This is a genomic window from Spirosoma spitsbergense DSM 19989 (assembly GCF_000374085.1).
GTDB lineage: Bacteria > Bacteroidota > Bacteroidia > Cytophagales > Spirosomataceae > Spirosoma > Spirosoma spitsbergense.
This window is the reverse complement of sequence record NZ_KB893608.1, coordinates 1-26690: the sequence shown is the minus strand read 5'-3', so window position 1 is coordinate 26690 and position 26690 is coordinate 1. Positions and strand designations below refer to the sequence as shown.

General features: G+C 50.8%; 33 protein-coding genes and 3 pseudogenes. 34 read left to right on the top strand and 2 right to left on the bottom strand.

Translation table 11 applies throughout. From position 1 onward, the window contains the following. From B157_RS39485 to B157_RS0131740, 28 genes and pseudogenes are all read left to right on the top strand, one after another. Window positions 1-277: pseudogene (locus B157_RS39485) on the top strand (IS701 family transposase); the annotation flags it as partial. Beyond that, window positions 264-968 (top strand): LytR/AlgR family response regulator transcription factor, encoded by a 705-nt coding sequence (locus tag B157_RS0131865; protein WP_020607357.1) that lies wholly within the window; start codon window positions 264-266, stop codon window positions 966-968. The pseudogene B157_RS39485 and the gene B157_RS0131865, both read left to right, overlap by 14 nt. 56 nt (window positions 969-1024) lie before the next feature. Further along, window positions 1025-1630 carry a hypothetical protein gene (locus B157_RS0131860; protein ID WP_020607356.1) on the top strand — a complete coding sequence of 202 codons (606 nt, stop codon included), beginning with the start codon at window positions 1025-1027 and terminating at the stop codon, window positions 1628-1630. Between the two features lie 14 nt (window positions 1631-1644). After that, window positions 1645-1848 (top strand): hypothetical protein, encoded by a 204-nt coding sequence (locus tag B157_RS37050; protein WP_020607355.1) that lies wholly within the window; start codon window positions 1645-1647, stop codon window positions 1846-1848. Window positions 1849-1869: 21 nt separating this feature from the next. Then, window positions 1870-2823: pseudogene (locus B157_RS36435) on the top strand (serine hydrolase domain-containing protein); the annotation flags it as partial. A 383-nt stretch (window positions 2824-3206) separates the two neighbouring features. Continuing rightward, entirely contained in the window at window positions 3207-3602 is a 396-nt protein-coding gene (locus tag B157_RS0131845; RefSeq protein ID WP_020607353.1) for a hypothetical protein, read from the top strand. 74 nt (window positions 3603-3676) lie between these two features. Beyond that, window positions 3677-4534, top strand: a complete 858-nt coding sequence (locus B157_RS0131840) for a hypothetical protein (RefSeq protein WP_020607352.1) — start codon at window positions 3677-3679, stop codon at window positions 4532-4534. A 256-nt stretch (window positions 4535-4790) separates the two neighbouring features. Next, window positions 4791-5189, top strand: coding sequence for an inner membrane protein YiaA (yiaA, locus tag B157_RS0131835; protein ID WP_018619538.1), 399 nt, complete (start codon window positions 4791-4793; stop codon window positions 5187-5189). Window positions 5190-5224: 35 nt separating this feature from the next. Continuing rightward, a complete protein-coding gene (locus B157_RS0131830) occupies window positions 5225-5461 on the top strand; it encodes a hypothetical protein (protein WP_020607351.1) in 237 nt (78 codons plus the stop codon). Window positions 5462-5520: 59 nt separating this feature from the next. Then, window positions 5521-6012 carry a globin domain-containing protein gene (locus tag B157_RS0131825; RefSeq protein WP_020607350.1) on the top strand — a complete coding sequence of 164 codons (492 nt, stop codon included), beginning with the start codon at window positions 5521-5523 and terminating at the stop codon, window positions 6010-6012. A 148-nt stretch (window positions 6013-6160) separates the two neighbouring features. Continuing rightward, the gene (locus B157_RS37045) at window positions 6161-8500 is read left to right on the top strand and encodes an FG-GAP-like repeat-containing protein (protein WP_169521819.1); all 2340 of its coding nucleotides are present in this window, start codon (window positions 6161-6163) and stop codon (window positions 8498-8500) included. A gap of 35 nt (window positions 8501-8535) precedes the next feature. After that, entirely contained in the window at window positions 8536-9741 is a 1206-nt protein-coding gene (locus B157_RS0131815; RefSeq protein WP_157618662.1) for a hypothetical protein, read from the top strand. Window positions 9742-9917: 176 nt separating this feature from the next. After that, window positions 9918-10466: a DUF4468 domain-containing protein gene (locus tag B157_RS0131810; RefSeq protein WP_020607347.1), complete on the top strand. Its 549-nt coding sequence runs from the start codon at window positions 9918-9920 to the stop codon at window positions 10464-10466. A gap of 23 nt (window positions 10467-10489) precedes the next feature. Beyond that, a complete protein-coding gene (locus B157_RS0131805; RefSeq protein ID WP_020607346.1) occupies window positions 10490-10996 on the top strand; it encodes a hypothetical protein in 507 nt (168 codons plus the stop codon). 56 nt (window positions 10997-11052) lie between these two features. Continuing rightward, a complete protein-coding gene (locus tag B157_RS0131800) occupies window positions 11053-11415 on the top strand; it encodes a hypothetical protein (RefSeq protein WP_020607345.1) in 363 nt (120 codons plus the stop codon). A gap of 227 nt (window positions 11416-11642) precedes the next feature. Next, window positions 11643-12026 (top strand): YqhG/Tai3 family protein, encoded by a 384-nt coding sequence (locus B157_RS0131795; RefSeq protein WP_020607344.1) that lies wholly within the window; start codon window positions 11643-11645, stop codon window positions 12024-12026. A gap of 14 nt (window positions 12027-12040) precedes the next feature. Beyond that, on the top strand, window positions 12041-12172 hold the full coding sequence (locus B157_RS40195; protein WP_020607343.1) for a hypothetical protein: 132 nt from the start codon (window positions 12041-12043) through the stop codon (window positions 12170-12172). An 18-nt stretch (window positions 12173-12190) separates the two neighbouring features. Continuing rightward, entirely contained in the window at window positions 12191-12484 is a 294-nt protein-coding gene (locus tag B157_RS36425) for a hypothetical protein (RefSeq protein ID WP_020607342.1), read from the top strand. 359 nt (window positions 12485-12843) lie between these two features. Continuing rightward, a complete protein-coding gene (locus B157_RS0131785; protein WP_020607341.1) occupies window positions 12844-13761 on the top strand; it encodes a class I SAM-dependent methyltransferase in 918 nt (305 codons plus the stop codon). A 174-nt stretch (window positions 13762-13935) separates the two neighbouring features. Further along, window positions 13936-14379 carry a hypothetical protein gene (locus B157_RS0131780; RefSeq protein WP_020607340.1) on the top strand — a complete coding sequence of 148 codons (444 nt, stop codon included), beginning with the start codon at window positions 13936-13938 and terminating at the stop codon, window positions 14377-14379. Between the two features lie 22 nt (window positions 14380-14401). Continuing rightward, window positions 14402-15094 (top strand): hypothetical protein, encoded by a 693-nt coding sequence (locus B157_RS0131775; protein ID WP_020607339.1) that lies wholly within the window; start codon window positions 14402-14404, stop codon window positions 15092-15094. Between the two features lie 27 nt (window positions 15095-15121). Next, a complete protein-coding gene (locus B157_RS0131770) occupies window positions 15122-15388 on the top strand; it encodes a hypothetical protein (protein WP_020607338.1) in 267 nt (88 codons plus the stop codon). Between the two features lie 44 nt (window positions 15389-15432). After that, window positions 15433-16248: a DUF5694 domain-containing protein gene (locus B157_RS0131765; protein ID WP_245565382.1), complete on the top strand. Its 816-nt coding sequence runs from the start codon at window positions 15433-15435 to the stop codon at window positions 16246-16248. 8 nt (window positions 16249-16256) lie between these two features. Beyond that, window positions 16257-17369, top strand: coding sequence for a DKNYY domain-containing protein (locus B157_RS0131760; RefSeq protein WP_020607336.1), 1113 nt, complete (start codon window positions 16257-16259; stop codon window positions 17367-17369). A gap of 2 nt (window positions 17370-17371) precedes the next feature. Further along, on the top strand, window positions 17372-17689 hold the full coding sequence (locus B157_RS0131755) for a hypothetical protein (protein WP_020607335.1): 318 nt from the start codon (window positions 17372-17374) through the stop codon (window positions 17687-17689). 59 nt (window positions 17690-17748) lie between these two features. Beyond that, window positions 17749-18351: a hypothetical protein gene (locus B157_RS0131750; RefSeq protein WP_041952381.1), complete on the top strand. Its 603-nt coding sequence runs from the start codon at window positions 17749-17751 to the stop codon at window positions 18349-18351. A gap of 26 nt (window positions 18352-18377) precedes the next feature. Beyond that, the gene (locus tag B157_RS0131745) at window positions 18378-18584 is read left to right on the top strand and encodes a hypothetical protein (protein ID WP_020607333.1); all 207 of its coding nucleotides are present in this window, start codon (window positions 18378-18380) and stop codon (window positions 18582-18584) included. Between the two features lie 11 nt (window positions 18585-18595). Further along, window positions 18596-18928 carry a hypothetical protein gene (locus B157_RS0131740; RefSeq protein WP_020607332.1) on the top strand — a complete coding sequence of 111 codons (333 nt, stop codon included), beginning with the start codon at window positions 18596-18598 and terminating at the stop codon, window positions 18926-18928. Between the two features lie 6 nt (window positions 18929-18934). Here B157_RS0131740 and B157_RS0131735 read toward each other — a convergent pair whose 3' ends face one another. Further along, complete coding sequence (locus B157_RS0131735; protein WP_020607331.1) at window positions 18935-19357, bottom strand: hypothetical protein; 423 nt, start codon at window positions 19355-19357, stop codon at window positions 18935-18937. Between B157_RS0131735 and B157_RS0131730 the strand changes: the two genes are divergently transcribed. From B157_RS0131730 to B157_RS0131705, 5 genes are all read left to right on the top strand, one after another. Continuing rightward, window positions 19333-20310, top strand: a complete 978-nt coding sequence (locus B157_RS0131730; protein ID WP_245565379.1) for an alpha/beta hydrolase family protein — start codon at window positions 19333-19335, stop codon at window positions 20308-20310. The genes B157_RS0131735 and B157_RS0131730 overlap by 25 nt on opposite strands. Further along, complete coding sequence (locus B157_RS0131725) at window positions 20310-20651, top strand: hypothetical protein (protein WP_020607329.1); 342 nt, start codon at window positions 20310-20312, stop codon at window positions 20649-20651. Before B157_RS0131730 ends, B157_RS0131725 begins: the two co-directional genes overlap by 1 nt. A 63-nt stretch (window positions 20652-20714) precedes the next feature. Then, window positions 20715-20957, top strand: coding sequence for a hypothetical protein (locus B157_RS0131720; protein ID WP_020607328.1), 243 nt, complete (start codon window positions 20715-20717; stop codon window positions 20955-20957). A gap of 10 nt (window positions 20958-20967) precedes the next feature. Continuing rightward, window positions 20968-23715, top strand: coding sequence for a vWA domain-containing protein (locus tag B157_RS0131715; RefSeq protein ID WP_020607327.1), 2748 nt, complete (start codon window positions 20968-20970; stop codon window positions 23713-23715). A 451-nt stretch (window positions 23716-24166) separates the two neighbouring features. Beyond that, window positions 24167-24460, top strand: coding sequence for a hypothetical protein (locus tag B157_RS0131705; RefSeq protein ID WP_020607325.1), 294 nt, complete (start codon window positions 24167-24169; stop codon window positions 24458-24460). Between the two features lie 254 nt (window positions 24461-24714). Here B157_RS0131705 and B157_RS36420 read toward each other — a convergent pair whose 3' ends face one another. After that, window positions 24715-25689, bottom strand: coding sequence for a S41 family peptidase (locus B157_RS36420; RefSeq protein WP_020607324.1), 975 nt, complete (start codon window positions 25687-25689; stop codon window positions 24715-24717). A 797-nt stretch (window positions 25690-26486) separates the two neighbouring features. On the opposite strand from B157_RS36420, the pseudogene B157_RS0131690 reads away from it, so the two are divergent. Continuing rightward, window positions 26487-26690: pseudogene (locus B157_RS0131690) on the top strand (IS256 family transposase); the annotation flags it as partial.

The following is a 26690-nucleotide window of genomic DNA, read 5'->3' as shown; positions in this document are numbered from 1 at the left end:
AACCTATCAAAAACGGTGGGGCATTGAAGACTACCATAAGTCGCTGAAGAACAACACTTCACTGCAAAATTCACCGGCTCGTAGTATCACCACACAGAGCACTCATTTGCTGGCTTCAGTCTGTGCTTTTGTCAAGTTAGAGGGCTTAAAACTTGCTGAATCAACGAATCAGTTCGCCTTGAAAGGTCGACTGTATATCAAAGCCATTCAGGCAGCTTTAGCTGAACTCCGGTTTCTCCAACAAAAGAATCTCTTGTTAAACATTGACCCTGCGTAACTTCAGTTATTATCTGGACGCCCACTTTCCCTTTGAGCGCCATTTAGGGCAACGGCTGATTTTGCAATGCGTACTGACTACCCTCGTCGGTGTCGGTACGATTGTTGGTTTTACGGAGCTGGTAAATGCCATGGCTACTGATAAGCCCATTCCTGAAAGTTTCTACACGCACGACATCTTTCTTTTTTTTATCTGGATTCTGGTCGTTGATGGCATTTACATTGGCGCCTATTTCTACTACCAGTTTCGACATGCTGAGCGCAACCGGCAACAAGCCACTACTCTGCGCCAGCAGGGCTTTGTGGTGCGTTCGGGGAAACAAAGCGTGGTTGTGCCGTTCGAGCAGATTGTCGGCTTCTGCGTGGAGGATGAATACACGGTGTTAATGGCTCAACAGTCGAAGCGGTACGTGCTCGATCAGTCGCTGGATAAATTAGAGAAAACGTTGCCAATCGAGTGGTTTTTTCGGCTGAATCGCCAGTACCTGCTGCACCGTCAGATCATCATAGGCTTTGTGCGGCACGAAAACGGTAAGCTTAGGGTCAACCTGAAAACGGATGCTGGTTTACCCGCTCAACTATCCGTTAGCCGGACTAAAGCGGTCACGTTTAAAACGTGGTTTATGCCCGCCGAACGCATTGACGCTTCACCGGGTATTTCGCTACACTTCGCCGAAAACAAGGCTCTCTGATCAGAATTAAGCGAATTACGCGCTTTTACTTTGCTGACACAAAAAACGCGTCTGCTATGAAAAAGTCTTCACTATTCGCTGTCGGAATCGCTCTGTTCAGCACTGCCCTGACGTTCGCTCAGGGCCAATCAAATGAAAAAGTCGGGTTAACTACGCGTAGTTGGCCACTCACGGTTTCAGTGCAGTTTCATTCACTCTCGCTACCGTTTCGGGATTTGAAAGCAGCCTTCTCCAACGTTGGCTTCGGGCTTGGCACCGAGTTTAATTATAACCGGCGGGGAAATCTGTTTCAGACGTTCCAGGTCGGCTACTACCATAACCGCTACGCTGGCGATGGCTTGTTTGTCAGTACGCAGGCAGGGTACCGGCCGCACGTCGGACCCGTATTCGCCGAACTAAAAGCGGGCGTGGGCTGGAACTACACCTTCCATCCTTTTGCCACCGTTGCCCTGAACGAGGGGCAATGGCAGGCAACCGGGCGCACCGGTAAAGGGTTGCTTATGATCCCTTTGGGGGTTTCGATCGGCTACGCCCCGCCCAATGCGGTCGTGGCACCCTTCGTGGGTTATCAGTTCTTCGCGCTATCCGGCTACAACCCTACTGTTCCTGTGGTGCCCAACCAGCTTCTGCAAGCCGGGGCGCGTATCAATTTCACTCACTAATTCAACTATACACGATGAAACCATTCATTCAAATCGGTTGCCTGCTCGCCTTCGTAATGGCTTGCGAACCCATTGATCAACACGTATCGACCAATTCATGTCAGGAATCGACGCTTCTCACCCCTACTTATTCCAAAGCTAAGTCAGTACAGCAGCTTATTGACAAGTATACGAAGGCAGGTCTGCCGGGCATCGCCCTGGCTGTTTATACGCCCTAGGAGGGCTACTGGGCTACGGCATCCGGTTACGCAAACATTGAGACTAAAACACCCATGCAACTGTGTCATCTGCAGTATAGTCAGAGCGTTGCTAAAACGTATATGGCCACCGCGCTCTTAACGTTGATAGAAGCAGGAAAGCTTGATTTGAACATGTCCATCCGTCACTATCTTCCTGCCAGGATTAGTGCGATGATCACGGATGCGGATAAGATTACCGTGCGCATGCTGCTCAATCACACCTCCGGCATACCGGGTTATTCATTGGATACGGAGTACGTTTCCTTTTTGCTGCAACATCCGTTACGACCCTTCACCAGCGAAGAATACCTGACTTATATTAGTGGAGAACCACTGCTCTTTAAACCAGGCAGTTATTTTCAGTACTCGGATACTAATTATTTGTTACTGGCTCTGATTGCTGAACAGATCACCGGCGATCATGGCCGGTTAATCAGGGAAAGCACATTAGTGCCATTAGGGCTGACGCAAAGCTTCTACAAGGACACCCCAATGTACCTGAATCAACCGAATCTGGTTAATTGCTATTTTGACCGGTTCGGCGACGGTAAGCTGGAGAATGTCACGCGTATGCAACAAGTCAATGTCAGTAGTTTGGCCGGCGATGATGGTCTGATTGCTTCACCCACCGATTATGTCAAATTCCTGCGGGGCCTGTTTGAAGGCAAATTACTTTCCCCCCAAAGTATGGCTCAAATGAAGTCCTGGGTGAACAACAAGCAGGGTGAGCCTGCCTATGGTATGGGTTTGTACGTAGTCAAGTATAACGGCTATACGGGGTACGGCCATGGTGGAGCCGGTATTGGTAGTGGTTGCGGACTGTACTACTTTCCGGAGAAACAACTCTATGTCTTTTTCGGCACAAACATGGGCACCCTGACCGATGGGCCGTATGTACACCTGGCCGGTGAAGTTAAAGGTGAACTGCTGGATTTACTGTTAAAGGCGGAATAAACAGACCACTAAGTAGTTTTGTAAACGGGCACCATCATGGGTAAAAGATAAAGGCCAGAATCAGACGTTTCGCTATGGCTTAATTGCAATAGTAAACGTAAGCCGTTTTACAGGCATACCAGCAAAAGCCCCCGTCGTTCGCGCCGGGGGCTTTTTGCGTTAAGACGCTCTCCATCAGTCCACCAATCAAGAGGTAAAAACGACTCGTTGTCAATGAAATACGATTCAACCAGTGAATCCTCTCCACTCAGTCTGAAATTTTTGAGGGGCCACTACCACCCCGCCACCTTTGTAACACAATAACCAACAGGGGTTGCCGAAAACCTGAAAACGAGTAGGCAAGAAAACGATCAGTAAACAACATTTTTAACACCATCAAAACCATGTTACATAACGCATTCACCAAAGTCCTGATAGCAGGCGTATTAACACTGGCGGGTTCGACGGCCTTCGCCCAAACCACGGAAACGCCCGCTGCGCTCGTCGTTGGCGTTTACCCAACGAAGCAGGTCAACAAGATCTGCCTGACCGTTGAAAAACAACCAAATACGCTCGTCTTTGTACAATTGATAGGGCCAACGGGCGACGAACTCTACCACGACCACTTACCCAAAAAGGGCGACCGGTTCAGTCAGGTTTTTGATATGAACCAACTGAAAGACGGCCTGTACACACTACGCATCAAACAGGGGAAAGACGTCATCGTTAAGTCGATTCAATTGCAGACTTCGGCTCCTGCCCCGGCCATCCAGGAACGGTTTCTGATGGTGGGCAACTAAGCCTAAAATTCCTCAGCCAACCCCTTTCCACACTCAAAATCAATTCCACCAACCGATCAAAACAACCAATTTCAATGAACACGTTATTCCCCAAAATCACCCTTGCTTTTGCCGTAGCCATCGGCTCTATTTCCTGCCAGACCGAAAATTTGGTCAATCCCGCTCAACCCTCAGCAGCCGCCAGACAAAGCGCCAATGAGGTTATCTCGCCCAACCTTCCACAAGCACCCAGGCTCACTAAGTACGGCAACTCTGTTCTGTCGTATTCAAGCGACGGTCATCTCCAGAAAGTAACGACACCCGTAGTCCGTGGCGGGGTGGATTACCACACCGACTATACCTACGCTCCCGGCTCGATCCGGGCGGCTTCTTACCAGGGAAACATCCTGGTTCACGACGAAACCTTTACGCTCGATGCCAGCGGGCGCTGCACCGAATCGGTTGTGAAGGGCGTACCCACCGACACGCACTGGCTCTACACCTACACTGCGAAAGGGCAGTTGTGGTCCTGCCAGAAGAAAAACACGTGTGTCGGGGGAACCTCCTACACCTACAACACGGATGATGACCTGATTAAGGCGTCCGTAGCCACCAGCGCGTCAGACGGTATGGTACTGACTTTTTCTTACGTACTGCCAATGGATGCCAATTACTACTACGATACCTATCCGCTGAACCTGAATGTCCCCATGCTCCCGGAACACGATACGTTTCTTTGTATTTTCGGTAAGACCGGCATTCACCTCGTGAAGGGCATATCCTACAGCCCGTTGGGATCGACTATCGTTTCGACGCCAGGCAACCGGTTTTACGCGTACAACATCATATCGGATGGCTCCATTGTAGAACGGGATATGGCATACACCTTCGGGGGGAGTCCGGTCGAGAAGATCGAGTATCAGTATGAACTGGCCGACTTAAAAGTGAAATAGAGCAGCCCGCTTAACCGGGTAAAGACAATCCAGATAAAAGCGCTCCTTCGTTTGCACCGGAGGGATTTCTGGTTAGTGGTCACCAGGCCAATCACCTTCTGTTTTGGGCCTGGTTTTCTTAAAACGACTCGCGGCCAATTCCCTACGGTTCATCGCTCAATCGCAACTGTTCAGGGCGAAATTTTTGAAACGTGGGTGTTGTCACCGGCATATTTGTTTCGTAATCGTTCATACATCCCTTTATCACCCAATTATCATGCATCAAAAAACATCTGCCGCCTTCGTAGGCGCATCCTGGCTGGCTCTCGGAGTGGGTATGCTGGGCTATCTGACTGGCCTGTGGCGGTCCGACATGCTCCTAAATGAAAAGGGGTTTTATTTCACCATCCTCATGTTCGGCATCTTCGCCGTCGTATCGGTCCAGAAAAGTGTGCGCGACCGGTTAGAGGGCCTTCCCGTAACGGACATGTATTACGGCATCTGCTGGCTGTCCACCATCTTGTCTATCACGCTGCTGACGGTTGGCCTGTGGAACGCCACGCTGCTACCGAGCGAAAAAGGGTTTTATGCCTTTTCCTTCCTGATGGGGTTGTTCGGAGCCATTGCCGTTCAGAAAAATACCAGAGACAATCAGGAAGTGTCAAAGAAAGAGTAAGTCGATTCGTATTCACCTCCCATCCACTGCTACCCATGAAACTACTCCTCTGTAAATTGGCGACTGTAATCTTCGGCGTTCTGGCCGTTGGCGCACTGAGCCGCACTGAACTGGTGATGGCCCACCTACGCCACGGCGATATGCTGGGGGCTTCGCTGGCCCTGGTAAGTACCATCTTTGGCACCCAATGGGTTGAATACCGAAAGCGGACGGATACGACTCCGTTCCGCTCTATTCAACCGGGTAACCGGGTTGTATCGGAAGCGGCTTAACGGCCCCTTACTTCTCTTTTTCAATCAATCTTTCTTCTTCCAATCCATTCAGTATTCCGATGACTACCGAACAAAAACAACTTATCAAAGCCACTGTTCCTGCGCTAAAAGAACACGGAGTGTTACTGACGACGCACTTCTACCAGCGTTTGTTCACCCATTATCCCGACCTGAAAACCGTGTTTGACATGGCCAATCAGGAAAGTGGTCGGCAACCCATAGCGTTAGCCTCTGCGGTACTGGCCTACGCCCAGCACATCGACAATCCATCGGTGCTGGAGCCAGCGCTGACCCGCATTGGTCATAAACACACCAGCCTGAACATTCGCCCGGAGCACTACCCCATCGTTGGCGAGCAGTTACTGGCTTCCATCAGCGAGGTGCTGGGCGCAGCCGCTACGCCCCAGCTTCTGGATGCCTGGGCAGCCGCTTATGGGCAGTTAGCCAGCCTGATGATTGGCATCGAAGCTTCCCTGTACGCAGCAAAGACCGAAACGCCCGCCGTGTCGCTGCCTAAATCGGGTTGTCCCATGCATAAGATGGCTTTATAAAATGTTGGTACAAACTTATCAACTACGCACCGTGGCGATGCTAATCAGTTTGTTTGCCTTGTTGGGCTGTTCGTAGGTCACGTATACAGGATATCGTTCGCTTTATCTTACGGTGGACTTCTGTTCACTTTTTAACCAATTAATGATTATGCTTCATTCACTATTCATGCTTCCTGCTACCTTGTGGGATCGACTTTATTCCACTCAGTCCATCCCGGGCGGACGTACCCGTATCCGTTACGGCTTTCGGCTGGGTTTTCTCCTGACTGCATTAACTACCGTGAGTTGGGGTCAGTGTTTTAATCCAGCCACCAACTTTGCCGTAGGTAGTACTCCTTATTCGGTGGTAAAGGGCGATTTCAATACCGATGGTAAGCCTGATCTGGTAACGGTAAATACGGATGCCAATACCATTTCGCTACTACTCAACAACGGCAGTGGCGGCTTTGGAGCGGCCATTACTTTCAGTGTGGGTAATTCGCCCCGTTCGGCAGCGGTGGGTGATTTCAATGGTGATAGCAAGCTCGATCTGGCTACCGCTAACGCCAGCAACACGGTTTCGGTATTGCTGGGTGATGGCAACGGCGGATTTACTACCTCCAGCATTAGTGTGCCTGGTATTCCTTTATCAGTGGCAGCAGGTGACGTTAACGGGGACGGCAAACTTGATCTGGTAACTGGCACCTACAGTTATGGCACGGTCACGGTGATGCCGGGCAATGGCAGCGGTGGCTTTGGTAACCAAACCAGCTTTAGTGTGGGTCATCAGCCCACGTCAATAACGATGGGTGACTTTAATGGCGATGGCAAGCCCGACCTTACAACTTCGAACCAAAACACCGATAAGCTATCTATACTGTTGAACAACGGCAGTGGAGGCTTCGGACCTGCATCCGACGTTAGTACGGGTGGTGTTACCTATTCCGTAGCCCTGGGCGACTTTAACGGGGATGGTAAGTCTGATCTGGCTACGGCTAATTCCAACATAAAAACAGTTTCAGTGCTATTAGGCACTGGCACCGGGAGTTTTGGTAGTGCTACTAACTTCGGTTTAGTTGGCTATCCTAATTCACCGGTGGTAGGTGACTTTGATACTGACGGCAAGCTCGATCTGGCGGTTGTATATGCTGGTGGCCAGGTTTCGGTGTTGTCGGGTATCGGTAATGGAAGCCTCGGACCAGAGACCTTTTTTACGGTTGACACGGGTGGCCTATCGATGGTGGCGGGCGACTTCAACGGAGATGGCAGGCCTGATCTGACTACGGCTAACTACAACGCAAAAACCGTCTCCATACTTTTGAATTGCCCAAGTCAGCAACCCAACACGCCCCCCACGGTAGCTAATGTCATCCCGGCTCAGGTGGGTACGGTAAACCAAAACTTCAGCTATGACATACCGATGAATACCTTCACTGACGCGGAAACGCCCAATAACCTGACCTATTCAGTGAACGGCTTACCGGTTGGACTGGCTTTTACCGGACCAATTAACATCAGTGGTATACCCACTACGGCGTTAGGCTCACCCTTCACCGTCACCGTTACAGCGACTGATCCGGGCAATCTATCGGTCAATACTACGTTCCTGCTCACCATCAACACCGCTGTGGTCAACCCACCGCCCCCGCCTACTGCTGGCTTCGCTATCACAAACGTAACGACAGTCAACTGCACGACGGTCACGGCGGGTCAGCGGACACTGACCTTCACGCCGATCTATGCCGGGACAACCGGCCAGCCCATCAGTTTCTCGGTGGTCAACGAAATGGTATCTACCACCAACCCCGGCCCTTACACACTGTCGATGTACATTGACAACCCAGTCATTACCCTTAAGGCTACCCAGACGGGAACCGCCGGTGAAGCTAGTTTCGTCTACAACTGGCTGGCCGTTTGTGGAGCTGGCTCACCGCCACCACCGCCACCTCCTTCGGGCAACTTTGCCATTACGGGCATCAGCACGGTGAGTTGCCAGATGATCTCGGCTACCCAGCGCTCGCTTAGTTTTACCCCAACATACAACGGTCAGAACGGTCAGCCCATCAGTTTCTCGGTGGTCAACGAAATGTCACCTACCACCAACCCCGGCCCTTACACGCTGTCGATGTATATTGACAACCCAGTCATTACCCTTAAGGCGACGCAAAGTGGTACGCCGGGCGAAGTTAGTTTTGTCTATGACTGGCTGGCTGCCTGCACGGGTAACGCCCGGCTAGGAGCCGAACCGGGAGTCGACGCCTGGACCCTGCGGTCGCTGGGCAACCCCGTCACGAGCGAGATAGTCGTTGAACTGGCAGACGCAACGGGTCAGCCGGTACTCTTATCCCTAATTAGCCCGACGGGTTGGGTTGTGGAGCGTCGGATGGTGACTCCCGCGACGTTAGCTCACCGGGAGGTGTTCGATGTGACGGATCAGGGGGCCGGTATGCTACTACTGCGGGCAGAGAGTGCCAGCCGGAATCAGACGCTGAAACTGCTGAAGCAATGAGTTTTACACCGACACCACTGTTTCAACTACGTACTATGGCCGTCTGGACCAGCTTTCTTGCCTTGTTGGGCTGTTCGTCAACCGCTCAGAATCAGGTTACCCGCGGCCCATTTACCATCGGCTATACCCTTGAGCGGGATTACCGTCTGAACCTGTTTGTCAACAACAGCAACGGCAAACTCATTGGTACCCACACGACATCCTACTTCAGGATCAATTACCAGGGTAAGCGCGTGGCGTTGACCACCCCTGAAGGCAAAAAAGCACAAATCTGGGAGGCTCGTTTTCTGAGCGATGCCCCCAGAACGGCCATACTAGCCACTAGCAACAGCATCTATCTCATTACCGACGACAACCGGTCCGCCGGTGCGGGGCAGGCACGCGTGACCACCGTCACTACCACAGGTGGCGAGTTGAGCAGCTACCAGTGGCTCGACAGTGACCACGGGCAACCCGGCAGAGAGCAGACCCGAACCCCGATGGATAACTCCGGCTCGTCCCGGTTTTTGTCGGGTGGGCGCTACCTGCTGGTCAATGACCGGAGTGTGCTGGATGTACACACGCTGACGAATCATCCCTTCGATCTGATTAGTGAAGCCGTGATACAGCAATCAGACGGTTTTGTTCGGGTTAGCGATGCCCAACTGGTTAGCTTCTCGCCCGGCAAGACGCAACTCGTGTTTCTCGGCTCACGGCAAAACCAGCAGAGCAATCGGCTCGATTATGCCCTGCTGGCCGTTGACTTCGTGAAGAACCATACCTACGCCGTTCCTTTCCGTGCGTCGGCTACCCACTTTATCTGGATGAGCGATGCCACCTACGATTGGTTTGCCACGTACTTCGACTGGACAACCGACAGGCAGGGTAAGGAAGTAATGAGTGTACATCCCTACACCCAACACCCACCGTGGCATGGCAAGTGGGACCAGTATCCGGGTGAGAATCAGCCAATCCGCTATCAGGTGAAACCGGTGCTGCCCGGTATGTTTGATCACTTTATGAACTGGGCCAAAAAAAAGTACCCATCCATCGAGCCAACAATCGACCGACGAGAGGGCATGATTAGTGCCAAATTCACCCTCAACGGGTCCGTATTCAATCTATACGTTCGCGATGATTACAAAAGCCTGGGCCTGGAAAGTACGGACCAGGTTCTACTCAAAACTATCGGCGATCAGTTTGACAGGGAGCTGCGCGAAGGCCGTTTCCAGGACGCATTTGCCGAGATGGACCCCGACTGATTGCGGGTCAGGAAACGCGATAACCGCAAAACGATTCGTAGCCAACCCGATACGATTGATCTACTGAAATGCCACGACTCGACCTTAAATAATTGCGGAACAGGGTCGCCAGACCCACCTTCGTACCATCAATTCGCCTTGTTGGCAAAACACGAATCATAATCCATCCAAACGCCATGCGCTTTTTTTTAATCGGCCTGTTACTGGCCTTCCTGATAAATCCCAGTTACGGCGTTGTGGATTGTCCACCAGCCATCACCAACGGAAAACTTTACGGCATCCTGCCCGTCGTGAATCAACGGGTAAGCTATTACGAAGTCGCCGACTGTGGGGCTGTTTCGCAGGCGGATCTGTTCCGGTGCGTCCGGTTGTGGGCCGCGCAATCCTGTCACGCACCCGGCGACACGTTCTCCCTGAGCGACAAAGAAACCGGCGATCTGGTCGGACGGGTGTCGCAGGTGATTACCCTGCCCCGTTCGGAGCAATCGGCCGGAGGTGTCTATGTGTTTCAGTACAATTTTGTTATCGAGTGTACGAACCGGAAATACCGGGCAACCATCACCCAGCTTGATGTGCGGGAAAGCGAAGCCAAACTGATTCCTATCGAGATCTACTGCCAGAAAAACGAAGCTGAACTCCGGGCGATTTACGCGACTCTCGATGGGCAAATCAGAGACCGCCTGGCATCACTTCAGGAAGGGGTGAAGAACTACAAGCCCTTTTGATCACAGATCCTACCACTTTAGGTATGAACCGTCCTACTGCTTCTCTACTCGGGCCTGAACTGGTCTGGCTACTACTACTGGCCATTGCCGGGGTAGTTGTATCTGCCAATCAAACGCTTACCGGCGCGGGTCGTGGCACCCTGGTTCTGATGAAGTTGTTTCTGCCTTCGGTGGGCGTCATGCTCGCGTTTGTGCCCCTATTCTGGGCACCGGGTAGCCAAAGCTGGTTTCTGGGGCGCATTGTCTTTGCCAGCTTAGTCGGGGTAGTGGGGTTAGTCTATTTTTTGAGTAGAGCAGCCAGTTACGATGATAGCCGCAATGTTGGCCTTATCCTGGGGTTTGTGGGCTTTGTGTTCATAGGCTGGACGGTGCTGGCCCTGATGGGCGGTGTGGCTACGCTGTTCCTGCTGTCTCACTGGTCCTTTCTGCCCGTGTTGACATGGATACTCGTTCTCTTCGCGCTCTTTATGATCGCGCTGTGCATCGTATGGCGGTTTAACATAGGTTCTGGAAAAGCCCTTGGCGGGTGAGCCTGAAGCCAATTTGTCTGATTGATACATAAAACTACCTTATTCATTTTACCCGTATGACTACCGAAAAAACACTCCTCGACGAATGGTCCGTAAAAGACCTTGAAGACGGCTCTTCCCTGACCATCACCGTCCTTAGCTGCCCTGAACTGGGCAACCAGTCGCTGCCCGGCATTCAGGTGCTGTGCATGGGCACCATTGTGAACTTTGAACCCGGCATCGTGGAGCGCTGGGCGTATCAAGCTACAAAATCGGGTGTTGAGGAGTATTTGCTCGAAGACAAATCCTGGCTGGTACACGAAGACCAGTTCGTGAAGAACTATTTGCTGCTCGGCTCACCCCTTAAAGCAAAGGTGTCGGTGAAAACCCGCAGTTCCAAAGTCATCAGCAGGGAGTACGACCTGCCATTCGACGTATAATTATAACCGGCACTGGTGAAATCTCTTTTAATAGTTCTGGCGTGGGCCGTCCTGAATTGGGTAGGTTCGGATAGCCCGACTAAGGTCCTACTAAGGTCCTACCTAACGTCCAATCCAGTTCAGTCATCGCCAGCGGAACACCTTCGGATATACAGCAGGCCCGGCAGACGGTTGTCAGTTTCCTGACCTGGTACAAAGCCCATAGGCAGGAAGCGAACCGGATTCAATTGGTTAATCAGACCGCAGGGAAATCGTATTCGGTGAATCTGAGAAACGGGGAGCGGTACCTGGCGTACCTGAAAAGTAGCCACCGGCTGACCGATGCGTACCTGAACCAATGGCGAACGTTTTTCAAGGAACGGCAGGCAGGCTTTCGCCAGAGTCCGCAGTCCGAAGGGCCGCCTACCGGATTCGATTATGATTTGGTGATGCTGAATCAGGATGTGGATATGCAGTTTGCCGCGCTCAACTCACTGAAAATGGGCAAAGTTGTAGTGAGTAACGACAAAGCTACCGTGGGGTTTACCCTGCTGGATACCTACGAATTTCGGCTGGTGCGGCAAAATGGACGCTGGCTCATCAACGAAATCCTGAACCAAAGTCAGGAGTAACGACAATAGCAACGATGGAACCATCGACCATACAGGAACTTGACGACTGGATGACCGCGCACTGCTACCCGGACAGCTACGCCATCAGCGAGCGAATTATCCACGAGGGGTACGGTTTATACCGCGACGGGAATCAGTTCGTGTAGTTCTACACCGAACGCGGTGTGCGCAATAACCTGCACTATTTTCAAACCGAATCGGAAGCCGTTGCCTACGCCTTTGCCGCCATAATCAACGATAAAACTGCGAACAGGTACTTGATAGGCCTGGTGACGGCTGCTCAGGAACAGGTACTATTTACCGAACTTGACGCGCGGGGCATCAGCTACTGGAAAGATGAAATTCCCTTCGATGGCCTGCACGACCCCAGAACGAGGGTGTTTGTGTTCGGCTGCGACATCCGGCAAGCGCTGGACTTTCATGAAACGTATTGTCTCAAGCGTACAGGTATTGTATAAATCCTGCCAGATCATCCACTATGCGTTTATCTGACTCTCGTTTTCGTATGTCCTGACGTTATAGTAGTTATTGTGCAACCGTTGTGCTGGCCTCCGCTTTTCGTGCTGGAGGGCTTTTTTATGGGGTCCTGGGCTACCACCTTCTCATAAATGGCTGGATCACTAACGGTCCGAACGGTTCATAGTCAGCCAGTAACGATTCAGGTTGTCAATCAACCAACTCATAAGGAAACTTTTGATACCCGATGCCACCCCACCGCATCTTTACAACATAATCGCCGACCACAACGGTTCGACGTCCGAAACTGGGCGACCCTTAACAAACTCATTCCTTTTTACGCTACCACAATCAGAACACCATGAAAACTGTCACGCACACCCGGAACGCAGAAAACCTCAAACAGGAAATTGGTCAATTGGTTCGCCAAGGTGGCCCCAACGTGCAGGATTACCAGCAGATTGACAACCTCATGATTCGGATGAGCAATCAGGCCCGGGCCGGACTGTTATCTGCTGAGGACCTTAGCAGCATCCGCACGGAATTTGGCGTATCCTTATCCAATAAAACCATGCAGGGGTTCATGTTCAACAAACCGCATGGCTACGCGGGCGATTTTGAAATTATTGAGCGCATGTACACCTGGCACATCAGCCCCGATCAGCAATGTACCAAGTGGGATCTGTTTGTGCAGAACCACGCTGCCTGCCGGGCTGTCCGCAACCGAAAATCGTATTTTAAGGAGGTAGTCAAGGTGTATATGGAACGTCATAACCGCACGGATATCCGTTTGCTAAACCTGGCCAGCGGCCCCTGCACGGAACTAGCCGAGTTCATACAGGAAAATCCTGCCTTCCACATCAGTGCCGACTGTGTGGATCTGGACAGTAATGCCATCGCTTATGCCAAACAAAAGTTCAGCGGCAGTACGGCTCATGTTCGGTTCATTCAAAAAAACATTCTTCGGTTCGCCCCTGATAGTCCGTACGATCTGATTTGGTCGGCTGGCCTGTTTGACTACTTCAATGACCGGCAGTTTGGTCAGCTTATCAGCCGGTTTATCCCGTACCTGACCAGTAAGGGAGAATTGATAGTTGGTAATTTTACGGATAACCACCCATCTCAATCATACATGGATCTGGTAAACTGGTCACTTAATTACCGCAACCCTGAGCAACTGTTACGGCTGGGACAAGAAGCCGCCGGGGACAATTACAATGTTCGGGTGGGGCAGGAACCTGAAAAAGTAAATCTGTTTCTGCACATCCAACGCCCGTAGCAGCCACCACGGATCAACTCAATAGGTGACCTCTGACCAAGTACAACTTATTAAAGTATTGGTAAGATTATTCATGAAAAGTATGATCTGAGTATAGGGGATGAACCAACCGCCCCTCCTCGACCAAATCAGCGACATCCTGAATCAAAGTCAGGAGTAAAACCAAAAATACACATGGAACTGTCGACAATCGGGCAGCTTGACGAGTGGATGACCGCGCACTGCTACCCGGACAGCTACGCCATCGGGAGCCGGAATATCCACGAAGGCTACGGTTTAAGCACGGAAGAAAACGGATACGCCTGGTTTTACACCGAACGCGGAAAGCAATACACCATTCAGCATTTCGAGACCGAATCACAAGCCGTTGCCTTTGCCTTCGGGAAGATAAGGGGCGATAAAACGGCGAACCGGCACCTGATTGGCTTCCTGAACGACAATGCCCTGGAACAGGAGCTGTTGATGGAGCTTAAAGCAAGAGAAATTGCCTGGTGGAAAGATGAAATTCCATACGGCGGCCTGCACGACAAACGAAGCCGGATTTTTGTTTTCGGCTGCGACATCCGCCGGGTACCGGACCTGCTGGAAAAATACGGGACTTGGCAAAAGCGGAACTAAGTGACGCTAAACGAACATACAGATGCATCTTAAACTCTCATTCGCTTACGTGCTTACATTCCTGCTTTTGCTGATTGTTATGCTGGAATTGCACGAAACGGCTCACATTGTCGTGGGGCGTTTCATTTGCGGATGCTGGGGTCCGCGCGACTTCAACGTCTGGTCATTATGCGCGGGCTGCGCTGAAAGTCACCCGCTTTGGTGGCTGGCAACCCTGGCGGGGCCCCTGTTTTCCTTCGCCCTGATGTGGCTGGGAATGGGCTGGCTCGGGGATGCCGAACTGGACCGGGCTGCGCTGGGTTTTGCACTCATTTTTGCCAACATTCCCTTTGGCAGAATCAGCACCGTGATGCTGGTGGGTGGCGATGAGATGGTTGTTATCCGGCATCTGCTGAAAAACGAGTACAGCTATACTCAACTGATTTCGATTGGTTCTGTTTTGGTTTTGGGGCTTGGCGTACCGCCCGTTATTAAAGCGTTTCGGGTGTTGACTAACCGACGGTCCTGGCTATACGTAGTTAGTTTTCTAACGCTGCCCCTTCTCTTCCTGCTGATGTATGTGCTGACCGGATTAAACACCTTGCTAGGCGCGGGTATCTTAGCCACTCCCTGGATAATGGGTACTCCTTTATTGATTACACTTCACACAAGTATTGCCTTCATGGGGCTGCTGTGGCTGCGCAGAAACCTTTTACCGTCAACGTATCAATTATAAACACCTGTCATTCATTCCAAACCCCGCATGAATACTATCAAAATTCTTAGCGGCATCAACTGGCTCCTTATCGGGGTGTATGGTGCCTTCGTCGTCTGGGCGTTACTACAAAAGGCGAACCCGGCCAATGATGCTGGGGGTGGTGAGCAGGAAATTGCGCTGAAAGGCATCAGCGTTTTTATGTTACTTGTGTTGACCGGGCTGAACTGGCTGCCGCTCACATGGACAAAAATCGTCGCCCTCCTGCTCGTTGTATTGCTCCTGCTGCTAATCTACTTTATCAGTACCAACTAATCCGTTGGCTCAACTCTATCCATTTCACGCAAATAGCCTTAATCATGCCATTCCTTCGTTTCTTCTCTTTTCTGTGCCTGACAACTTTGCTAACCCAATGGACGATGGCACAACCCAAAAAACAGCTTGTTTTACTGGGTACTTATCACTTTGCCAACCCCGGTCTGGATGTTGCCAAAGTCAAAACCGACAACGTGCTGAGCGAACGCCGTCAGGCCGAAATCAAGGCCGTTGTCGAACGCCTGAAAGCGTATAAGCCCGACCAGTTATTCATCGAGTACCTGCCCACTGAGCAGGCGCACATCGACAGCCTGTACCAGCAGTACCGGCAGGGGAAACTCCGCAACCGAACCGACGAAGTAATCCAGCTCGCCTTCCGGCTGGCCGACGCGCTCAACCTGCCACCGGGTCAGATTCACTGCGTCGACAGTCCGGGCGATTTTCCGTATGATTCGCTGGTTCAGGTGGCCCAGACGACCGGGCAGCAGGCGGTGCTGGCGCAATTGCAGACGAGGATGGAAGCCTTCAGCCGCTGGTTTGACGGGTACCTGCCAACGCACACGGTATCGGACATGCTCAACGCTATGAATAAGCCCCAGTTTCAACAGGTGGATTTAAATACCTATTCGGGCATTCTCAACCAGATAGGCACCTCCGAAAACGCCGTGGGGTCATACATCGCGGGCGAGTGGTGGAAACGTAACCTGCGGATTCAGAGCAACATTCTGCGGGTTATGGCCGGTGAGAAAGCCCGGAAGGGTCTGGTCATTTTCGGGGCCGGACACGTATCGGTCCTGAATCAACTCTTCACCCTCGACCCGCACTACGACCTGATTCCGGTCGCTAAAGTCCTACACTGACCTCTCCCATGAAACCACTCCACATTCTACTTTCTCTGCTGGGTCTGGGCATCCTGGGTGGCTGTAAAAAGTCTGGCTATCAGACCAAAAATGGCTCGGTGTATTACAAAGATTTCCTGATGCGTTCGGCTGATTACGGATCATTTCAGGCCTTGAACAGCGTTTTTGCCCGCGACAAAACCGGCGGCTATTACCGGGGCATCCCCATCGACAGCACCGCCGGAGCCAGCTTTGCCGCGCTCGACGACCATTATGCCAAAGACAACGCTACCGTTTATTTCTGCGATAATTACATTGATTTCAAACTGTTCGAAACGACCCGGAAGGATAGAATCGATCGGGTTTTGGCGGCTGATGCCCCTTCATTCGAGATTATCGGCAGCGAATACGCCTATGCCAAAGACAAGATTCGTGTCTATTACGAGGGCAGAGGTTTTGCCGTGGCCGATGTCGCTTCGTTTGTGCCCCTCAGCCCTCAGTTTGGCAAAGATAATCGGGTGGGCTATTACCAGCAGGCCCCAATTGTGGACAGTGATGGCGTATCCTTTACCATAGTAAGCCGGAATTTCGCGAAGGATAAACGGACCGTTTATTACTGCTGGAACACGCTGGATATGCCCATTGGTGGCGCTACGTCGGGTGTTCGTGCGATCCAGAACGCGCTGCCCGACTCGTTCACCGCCGTGGGTATGTATTATGCAACCGACAAAAATCACGCGTTTTACAAGGATAAACTAATTTCCGAAGCGGACCCCGCCACCTTTGCCCAATGGGGCGAAGTAAATGTGTACTACGCCCGCGACAGTACCCAAATTTACTTTCAGCATCACCGGATTAAAGGTGCTGACCGGCAGACGTTTTCGCTGCTGGCCGACGATTATGCGCAGGACAGTCAAACCATTTTCTACCAGGACCACCCCCTGCCAAACGCCGACCGAGCCACCTTTATAATGCTTGAATACGGCTACGCCAAAGATGCGGGCAGGGTGTATTACGAGGGAAAAGCACTGGTAACTGCCGACCCGGCATCATTCGCTATGGTAACCAACGAAGCCGACCGCGACGCTGCCGATAAAACCCATTCCTACGCAGCGGGCCGCCGGATTAACCGGACAGAATAACCATGAACTTAGACTACAGCCCTACCCTCGACCAACTTTGTCAACTCGTAGCCAGTGTTGATGACAAGCTGGATTCCCACATTCTTTTCGTGACTAAAAATGGAGATGTTCACCTGTCTCCTTTCCGGGCCGACACCGCTGTTGGAGCCGAATACGCCAATGAAGAAGAGCTTCAGTTTGTGCTGGATACATTTATGATAGCCGAAGGGTACACAGGTCGTGAGGCCACACAAGACCGGGAATGGATGGACGAACTATTTTCGGAACTGATCGTCCATTGGGAGGATAAGACAACCGGTTTTGCCTGGGAATCAATTTAGGTCAACCGGCATAAATCAGGCTTTTTAACGCCACTACAAACCCTTTTAAAATCAATAACATGCTAACCAATTCAGTACTCATTTCTCTGGTTACCCTACTTATGCTATCGGCTCCGGGGTACGGACAGCCCCCAAAACCAGCCGTCAACTTTCTCGGGATTCAGACCCCGATCTTCGTTCAGAAAAACGGATATCGGCTAAGCTGGTCGGCCCACCCGGATGCCTCGCTCTACAAACAGGAATACCTGGTTGCCGGTGATAATTTTCCGAAGTACAAGTCGATGGTGAGCGTTGATTTTGTGCTGACTGAATCGACGGTAGACCAGGCTGTTGATACCAAACTGCGCGAACTGGAGGGCCTGAAACGGACGAACCCCATTGTCCAGTATACTATCGTCGGCAATGCCGCCACGGGCGAAAAAATCATCGACTGCCTGATCGGTAATAATGCAGCCGATGAGCAAAATAATCTGGTGGAGCGGGATGTGTTTCGATTTAAAGCCGTCAAAACCAAATCGGGTAAGCGCGGTATTCTACTGTTCATGGTCAGCAACCGAAAATACGGCCCGGAAATCACTCCGTTTTTAACCAAACTAAAAGCGGACAAGCCACTGTTGGTCAACGAAGTATCCAAACTAACGCTGCCGATAATTCAGTTGTAAAGACCCTTTAAACCAAGCAGAATTATATGAAATACATCGGAATCGGGTTCCTTATCGCCATTGCAGGTTACGTCTTGACGGCCTTTCTAAGTTATTATCTTATTGGCAAGTTTTCGTCCAATGGACACGACCGGAGCGTTGAGGCCAGCATGACCAGTATTTTCGTTTACGGCCCCATTGGCTTCGTTCTCGCGTTCATTGGAGGGTATTTTTGGGCTAAACACACGTTTTAAAACCGCTGACTATGTCCAACGCTGTTTTTTCCCCCAATCGGCAGTACAAGCTACGTTTCGACAGTTACGAGATGCGGATGAGCCACTGGATCGACCAGCCGTCGCTGATTCGGGTTCAGGATGACGTTTGTCTGTTTGCCCTCAACCAAGACGACTGGTCGGCTTGGGAGGTGCGGTGGCTGAGTGACTCTACCATTTTGCTAGTAATGCGAAAATACCCTGGCCTGATTGACTGTACCATCGAACTGAACGTCGGCACGAATGAGGGACAGGCCGTAAGCCGTAGAGCTTCGGTAGCGGGTAGTTTTTCGGCGGTAAAATCCTGGGTGCTGGGACTAACCTGACGGCCATTATCGATAACGAATGCCGATGGAACTGTAGCCGCCTTTGGGGTCATACGAAGCCCGTGCTTCTCCCCAGGCAAACCGGCCTTCGCGCCCCAGTTCGTTACGTAGCCAAACCCGCAGGGCAGTTCTTATGTCGAGTTCGTTTTGTTCTGACCACGAGTCCCAGCCAGCGGTCAAATCGAAACGGTCCTGACTGACGATCAGCTCAATATGTTGCAGGGCGTTGGCACGATAGCCAAGGGAGAGAATGATGTACTGCCCGTCCACGACCAGATTTTTATTGGTCAGCCATTGCCAGCCGTTCTTATGGTCGACTACCTGCTGAAGCTCATTGGCCGGGAAGGTCGATACATCCGGCAATGCATCCCCGGCATGAAGCTGGCAGGTGTCCGAAAGACGAATTGAACCCGTTTCTTTATCAATCATACAGAATTAGAAAACAGACCACCATGGTAAAATCTACTCCTTCAGCCGACATCAACGTGAAATCCACATCGTATTTCAAAGACGAAGAAACAGATTTGAACTACTTTAAGAATTGGGTCAGTCAACTGGAGAAGACTAATGCGAGGACGTATGAACGGTATACCGTATCAACGCCACTCGGAAAAACGAACGTTTGGGGGCTGAACACGCAAGAAAACTATTCTGACACGCTGGTTATATTCCCGGGAGCACGCACCACATCACTCATTTGGGATTTTGACAGAGGTTTGGACAACCTGAAGCACACCATGAAAATCTACATGGTCGAAACAAACGGATTGCCCAATCTGAGTGACGGAAATACCCCAGATATTCACTCGCTGGATTATGGCTGGTGGGCGACTGAGGTACTGGACGGTTTGAACATTGGTAGAGCGTTCATCACCGGGGCTTCGTTTGGTGGGCTAATCTGTATGAAACTGGGTGTTGTAAGCCCGAAGCGGGTCAACGCGGCTTTTTTGCTGAATCCTGGCTGTTTACAGCCCTTCTCCCTAAAGCTCAAAAATTTGTATTACAATATTTTACCCCTGCTGCGTCCGAATAAAAAAACTGTTTTAACCTTTTTGGAGAAAGCTGTCTTCGCCAAACCGAATCATCAATTGTCACAGTCCGCCGAAAAAATGCTGGTCGACTACGAGGTTTTCGCCATAACCCGGTATAAAGATAAAACGCAAAAGCCCTATTATATGGACGGGCAGTTGGCCGAGGTCACTGTCGACACCTACCTGCTTGAAGGGGATAAGAATTTACTGTTTCCCCACAAAAAATCCATCGCTAATGCCAGAAGACAAATTAAGTCGCTAAAAGAAGTCGTCGTGTTCCCTGATGTCGGACATGGGATTGAAACTTATGACAAGGCCCTGAATTTTATCGGAAAAATAATCCAAAAATAATGAAAGACCCCACTCATTCAACTGGCAATCCGGCCGCCGAGAACGGCCCACAATTGCGCTACTCCGACGATGGACGCGGTGGCACGATTCATTACACCAGTCCCGCATCTAATTTCGATATGTGGTACGAGTTGGCCATGTCGCCCGCCGTGGTTGACATTGGCATTCCCGAATCTAAATACTGGGTGGGACAGACAAAAACACCGCTTGCGCAGCGCGACGATATGCTGCGGTTTATTGGCCAGCAGGTGGTAAACGACAAACTTTCAGGACACGGGTATTTTCTGTTCAACGACCAGATTATGACGATTTATAAGGGTAAAAACCCGGATAAGGATTAACAGGTTTTAGTTCCGAAACCCTAATTTCACAACCCTTAACGCGCGACCAACTAACACGCTGTCATGACATTTATACCACAACGGGCTGAGCAGGAATTTTACGATGAGTTGAACGAACGCCTGGCGAACCAGCCAGGCGAGTGGCAAGTTCTGGCCAACGACCAAAAAGCGTTTTTACTATCTCCATCCGATTTCGATTACCTGCTGAAACTGTATCAGCAACATCAACCGGCACGGCCAATCGACACCGACGAGACCGGTTCGCCCATCCTGCTTTTTCGCGGCATTCGCGTAAAGCCCATATAAATTAGCCGAAATGATGAACCTGTTATCTATACCTCTGCTGTTAGTTGTCTCGACGTTTGCCACCGTGTACGCCCAACCGGAAACGCCCTCGCAATCGCTGAATCAGTACGTGTCGTTTCTGAATAAGTCGGTGGAGGTGCTAACCCGCCGGTTTCAGATGGTGCAGACCTACCAGACCGACGTAACCCAATACTTGAAAAAGCCTGATTTTGCGCTGCGTTTACCCTCATCAGGACCGCTGGAAGCATATTACTACCAAAAAGCACTGGCTTGTACCGGACTGACAGCCGCCGAAAAACAACGCCTGAACACTGGTGCCGAAGCGCTGTGGCAACTGCTAACCAAACTCGACAAAACGGGCAAAGCCCTCGAAACGTACGTTCGACTGACTACGTATCAACGCGATAACCTGAAGCAGTCCGACATGCTGATTGGTGAAATGCAGGGGATCTTTGACCAGTTCAGCCGGGACAAAGCGCTGCTTTACGGGCAAATTCAGCGGATTTATCGCCGGTATCAACCCTATCTGCCCAATGACCCGTATCTAGTAATGGAAAAGGAAATGGGGCAGGTGTTACTGAGTCAGCAACAGCTAGTAGATTCCCTGCCATGCTACCTGAACGAAGCTAGCCATTCTGCCTGGCCGGTGATGTTGATTCAGCAAAGTATACTGGCCGATGAAAAAATACTGGTATCGTTCGGGAAGGCACGGTCAGGCATTGAGTACCCGGCTTCTGATGCCATGTCGGGCTTTGTGTCAGAACTAAGGATTTTGCAAAGTCTGAAACGACGGGCTGTCGACGGAAATACGTTTGCTGCCCGGCAGTCGGCCCACTATGGCAATGCAGTCTACTGGTCGCTGCTAAATCAGTACAATCAGGGACTGCTGGCCAGTTACCGAAACTTTGTCGGCTACAGTAAAGCAGCCCGTCGGCTGCTCGACTACCCCGCTTTTAGTCCGGTATTTACGCCGGAACCGTCCGTTTCAGGTACGCCAGCCACTACCCAAACCCCACCTTTTGCGGACAAACTCGGCGTGTCCTATCAGACAAAACAAGCCACGTCTCCGGCTTCCCGCGCCACGTTTCTGGCGCTGAATGGCTACGTGGAATTCATCAACGAGTCGTTGCGGCAGATTCGTATTGTACAGGTACTGCTGCGCAATTATCAGGAATCGGCAGAACACTACCGGGACGCGGCCCAGGCAAACAAGCGGGCCAGTTTAACCTACAAACATGACGACTATCAAGTGCCCCTGTCAGCGTATCAACTGTTGCTCAATAGCAGTGCAGCCATCCCACCGCTTTACCGAACGACCCTTACCAATCAGGTAGAGGTGCTGCTGTCGATGTTGAAGGAAATGGACGGCCTGAGCATCGAGTTGATTGGGTACACGACGAAAAAGCAGTACCTGGACGACCAGCTTACGCGTTCTGATGCCATTCTGGACCGGTACGCCTATCTGTTTACCACCTTCGACCAGAAAAAAGAGCAGCTTTATGCCGATGTCCGGCGCGTGTATGAAAGCTACCCAGCCACTGCTCCAACCAGTTCCTGGCAGATTGCCGGTCGTGCCCTGCAAAAAACACTGGATGCGGACCACGCCATTCTGTTCGGCGTAAAAGCCTATTTGACCAGCGAACAAACACCGCTACCCGCAACCGATGAAGCGGAAACTCAGGCCCGAAAGCTACTCGCCGACGAATACCAGAACCTAAACGGACTGAAACGCTACGGGCACAACAACGGACTTTGCCCCTACTCACCCTACGAAGACCTGGCCGAAAACACCACCCGGTTTGCGGCAATGGCGAAGAACGTAAATGCTCGTTCATCCAGCTCGACTACCCATCCTTATCAGTCGTTCTTTTATTTTTACAACAACGAGCTGGTCTATCAATACAACAAATTCAGCGAGCTGGCACAAGTCAACCTGCTCAAGGCCATCAACCAGCCCGACGTGTTCGCCTTCCGCCGATTGCCACCGTCAAAACGACCCGATGCCGCCCCCGATACGACTATTTCGATAACTGCCGTTTTACCCCTCAGTTCTAAGCCGGGGAATGACAATCGTTCAATCGGGGAAACGGATAAAGAAATTAAATTAGTTGGTAACCAGCGTGATACCGTTTTTATAGAGCGGAACCGGGTCGATACGGTCTATCTAGAGCGGGAACGGTTGCCAACAGCCAGTCCATCACTCGCTGACTTTGCGGCCAACAACATGGTGTTGCTGCTCGACGTATCGGGGTCGATGGATTCGCCTTTTAAGCTGCCCCTGCTGAAGCGGTCCATCAAATCCCTGCTTGCTCTGCTTCGTGCCGAAGACCAGCTTTCCATTGTGATTTACTCGGGGAAGGCACGGGTGGTGCTAAAACCAACATCGGGCACCGAAGCCGCCAACATTGCCCGCGTCATCGACGAGTTGCAGTCAACCGGCGATACGGACGGTAATGGCGGACTGCGATTGGCCTACAAAGTGGCGAATAAAAATTACCTGCGGGCGGGCAACAACCGGATTGTTCTGGCTACCGATGGCGAGTTTCCGGTCAGTGACGACGTGCTTGGCTTGGTTCGTGACAATGCCCGGCAGGATATTCACCTGACCATCTTTACGTTTGGCCGTAACCCGCTCACCGGCCAGAACTTACAAAAACTAAGCCAGGCCGGGGGCGGCACCTACGCCCACGTGACCGCCGAAACCGCCGACTTACAGCTAATTCTGGAAGCACAGGCCAAAAAAAAGCCGTTGAAATAGGGATTGCTGGAAGGATTATTTTCGAGCCTTACTTGGTCGTAAAAAATAAGTGGCTGGCTGAAACAGTTCGTGAAATCTAGTGATTTTATAAGTACAGTAAGATCAGTTACCCTTTACTTTGAAAAGAGTTCAAAACCACTTCGATAGGCTTCAGATGAATAATACGTACTGTTCTCTCACGGGACAGATATGTTTAATTTCGTACAGCCCTCCCCCTTACTCATCCAGCCATTTTGGTCAATAAAAGGCTATCTACTGTTATTTAATGAACTCGTTATTTTGCTATCAATGAATGGGTTGTGTTACAAACAACTACCGTTAAAATCGTTCACGAAAATCTCCAAAAATTTGGACAAAACGAAAGCCATTAACAGGGGAAAGATGATTCGCCTCTCTTCCAAAGATGCGTTGTTAACCCCGATTGGACTGCCCTGATAAGCGATATTTAGGTATGAGAACTACCGTTTTATACGACCTAAGTGATCCCTTCTTTGATTACCTGGAAACGATGGCTAACCAGTCAAGTCCAGTGCTGGCCTATTCGACGAATGATATCCTGAACTTAATCGGACGAATCGAAGCGGAGGGATTTGTCGTACCTGCTTCGCTAACCATCGAGCAGGCGCTGGTGAAAGCCATTAACTATACGAACGCCCGGCTGTCCTCCTCGATGCGGATTGTTTATCGAGATGAGATCGTATTCATATCGACTGTCGCTTATCTTGTATTGCCCATCATTGGGTAAATCAAAAAAACGGACCGCTCCAGCGGCCTGGCGCAGCGGCGGCCGCCAAATTCGTCACTTGAGTTTGTTTTGTCCTTTTGGTGGTTATTCACGAACCACCTTTGAGAAAGCCGTAGCAGGAATTGAGCATTTTACGAGACGGTTAGTTTTTAAGATCTGTCCAACGTCGTCAGTCGCATACGGAATTCTTGGTACAATTAATTTTCTTGTAAAGAAGGTAAAGCTCAGTATTTACGTTTAGGGGCAAAGAAGATTTATTGAAGCAGCCACGCTACGGCCTTGTCTACGGCTGTCGATGAATAGGCAGATTCATCAGGCTCCACTGGCTTTCCATAGAGCGTTCTTGTTCGATCGGCCATAGTAGCTTGGGTTACATATAAACTAGCCCCGTCACTTAGTGTAATCGAGCCATTGGCCGTGGATAGTCCACAAGTAGGCGTGCCAAAGCTGCGAGTTTGGCTGCGTCCTTTAAACGAGATTGCAATGGCCTCTCCAGAACTGGCAGTGGACCGATTCGTTAACACCGCCACTTTGGGGTTCGGCTTGCGCAGCCTATACGGACCACTTACCAAGGCCATCCTCGTTTGATCGAGTAGGGCGGCTCCCTGCTGGTAAGACCAACTGGAATTGTTGCCGGTTGGGTCAATAAAGTACCCGACTGACCCTTCGCCTAAAATGGGTCCAATGCCCGCTAGCATAGGCCACATATTGCCCCCAGTATTATTTCTCAAGTCAACAATCCACCCCCGAATCGAATCCGAATCGGCCTTTTTAATGGCTTCCTGAATAGCTTGGGCAAAGTCATTAGCGGCTGAGCCAGTTCCTGAGAAAGCGGTGATCTTGACATACCCAATGAGGGGCGAAAGAATAACCTGGGCTGGCGAAGAGTCACTACAATTCAAGGGAGATGTCCCATAAATTGGATTGCCTTGAGCGGGTATGTAAAAGCTGTGATGGTCTCCCAGCAGGGTTAAGGCTAGCTGTATCGCTGGATATAAATCCGTAATGGTTTGTGCTCCGTGGGCTTTTTGATCAACTTGTTGCTTAAAATCAGTCCAATCGATGGCTTTTCGATTTATAGAATTTGCCTGCATATAATTGACCAGTTGGTCAATATAAGTCTGGGCAATTGTCGAAGCAGGGGCTGGAACCTGATCTTTCTGACAGGCGATCAAGCCACTCAAAAGCAAGTAAACGACTAGGTGATGGCGCGTTTTCCGGGAAATCATCGGGTTGGGAAATGGTTAAACCAATTGGAGAGTTAATGAATCAGTAGATTCGTTTCACCTGCCATGACAGGCCCTTTTAGTGAAGTGAAGTGATTCGACGTGCGAAAAAGAATAGACCTATCTTCATAGTCAGGGTGAATACATTTCCCATAGCTACTGGTTCTGTTTTAGCAATCTGTGCTCATCATAGCGTCGAAGTACTTCGACTAGGACTAGTCCGGCTAACTCCTGAGAGTGAGCCGCTATATAGTCGGCTAATGCGGGACCCATGTTTGGTAAAACCCGACTGAGAGAATATTCAGTGGGGACAATAAATCGAGGACGGTCACCTGGTTTCTGAATATAAAGGTCTTGGAATAATTTATATTGCCCATCAAATCGGTCTTTTATAGGGGTCTTGCGAGTGTATAGCTTTTGATCAATGGGTTGAAACTCTTTACTCCATCGGCAAAACAGTTTTGTATCCCCGTCGTATAAAACCTCATAGTAGGAGACCCGAGCAATCCCTAGTACTTTGTAGGGATCACTGATAAATCGGCGACCTTCGAAGATAAACTCATCGGGTAAGGCTTGAATGACTTCCGCCGAATCGGTTAGCGCACAGTAAATCTGATTGACCACTAGATTATAGGCAATAGCCGCCGACACCTGCCGCTGATTTCTATACACCAGATAACCCTGATGCCAAATCTGATTGTCTAGATAGGGGGTACCCAGATAAGTGAGACTGCTCGCTGAACTGTGTCAAGGCTGAGGGTGAATAGAAGGGAAAAAGAAAAATCCTTATTTTCACAATCATGACGGATACAACTAACGACTTCGATTTCGAGTCCTTCAAGCAGGCGGCCATCAAAGGCCTCTACGAAGGCAAACCCCTGACAGGCCAAAACGGCCTGTTCGCTCCCTTACTCAAGCACTTCCTGGAATCGGCCTTGGAAGGGGAAATGGATGGCCACCTGGTGCAGACCCGGCAGACCGAACAAAACCGCCGAAACGGCAAG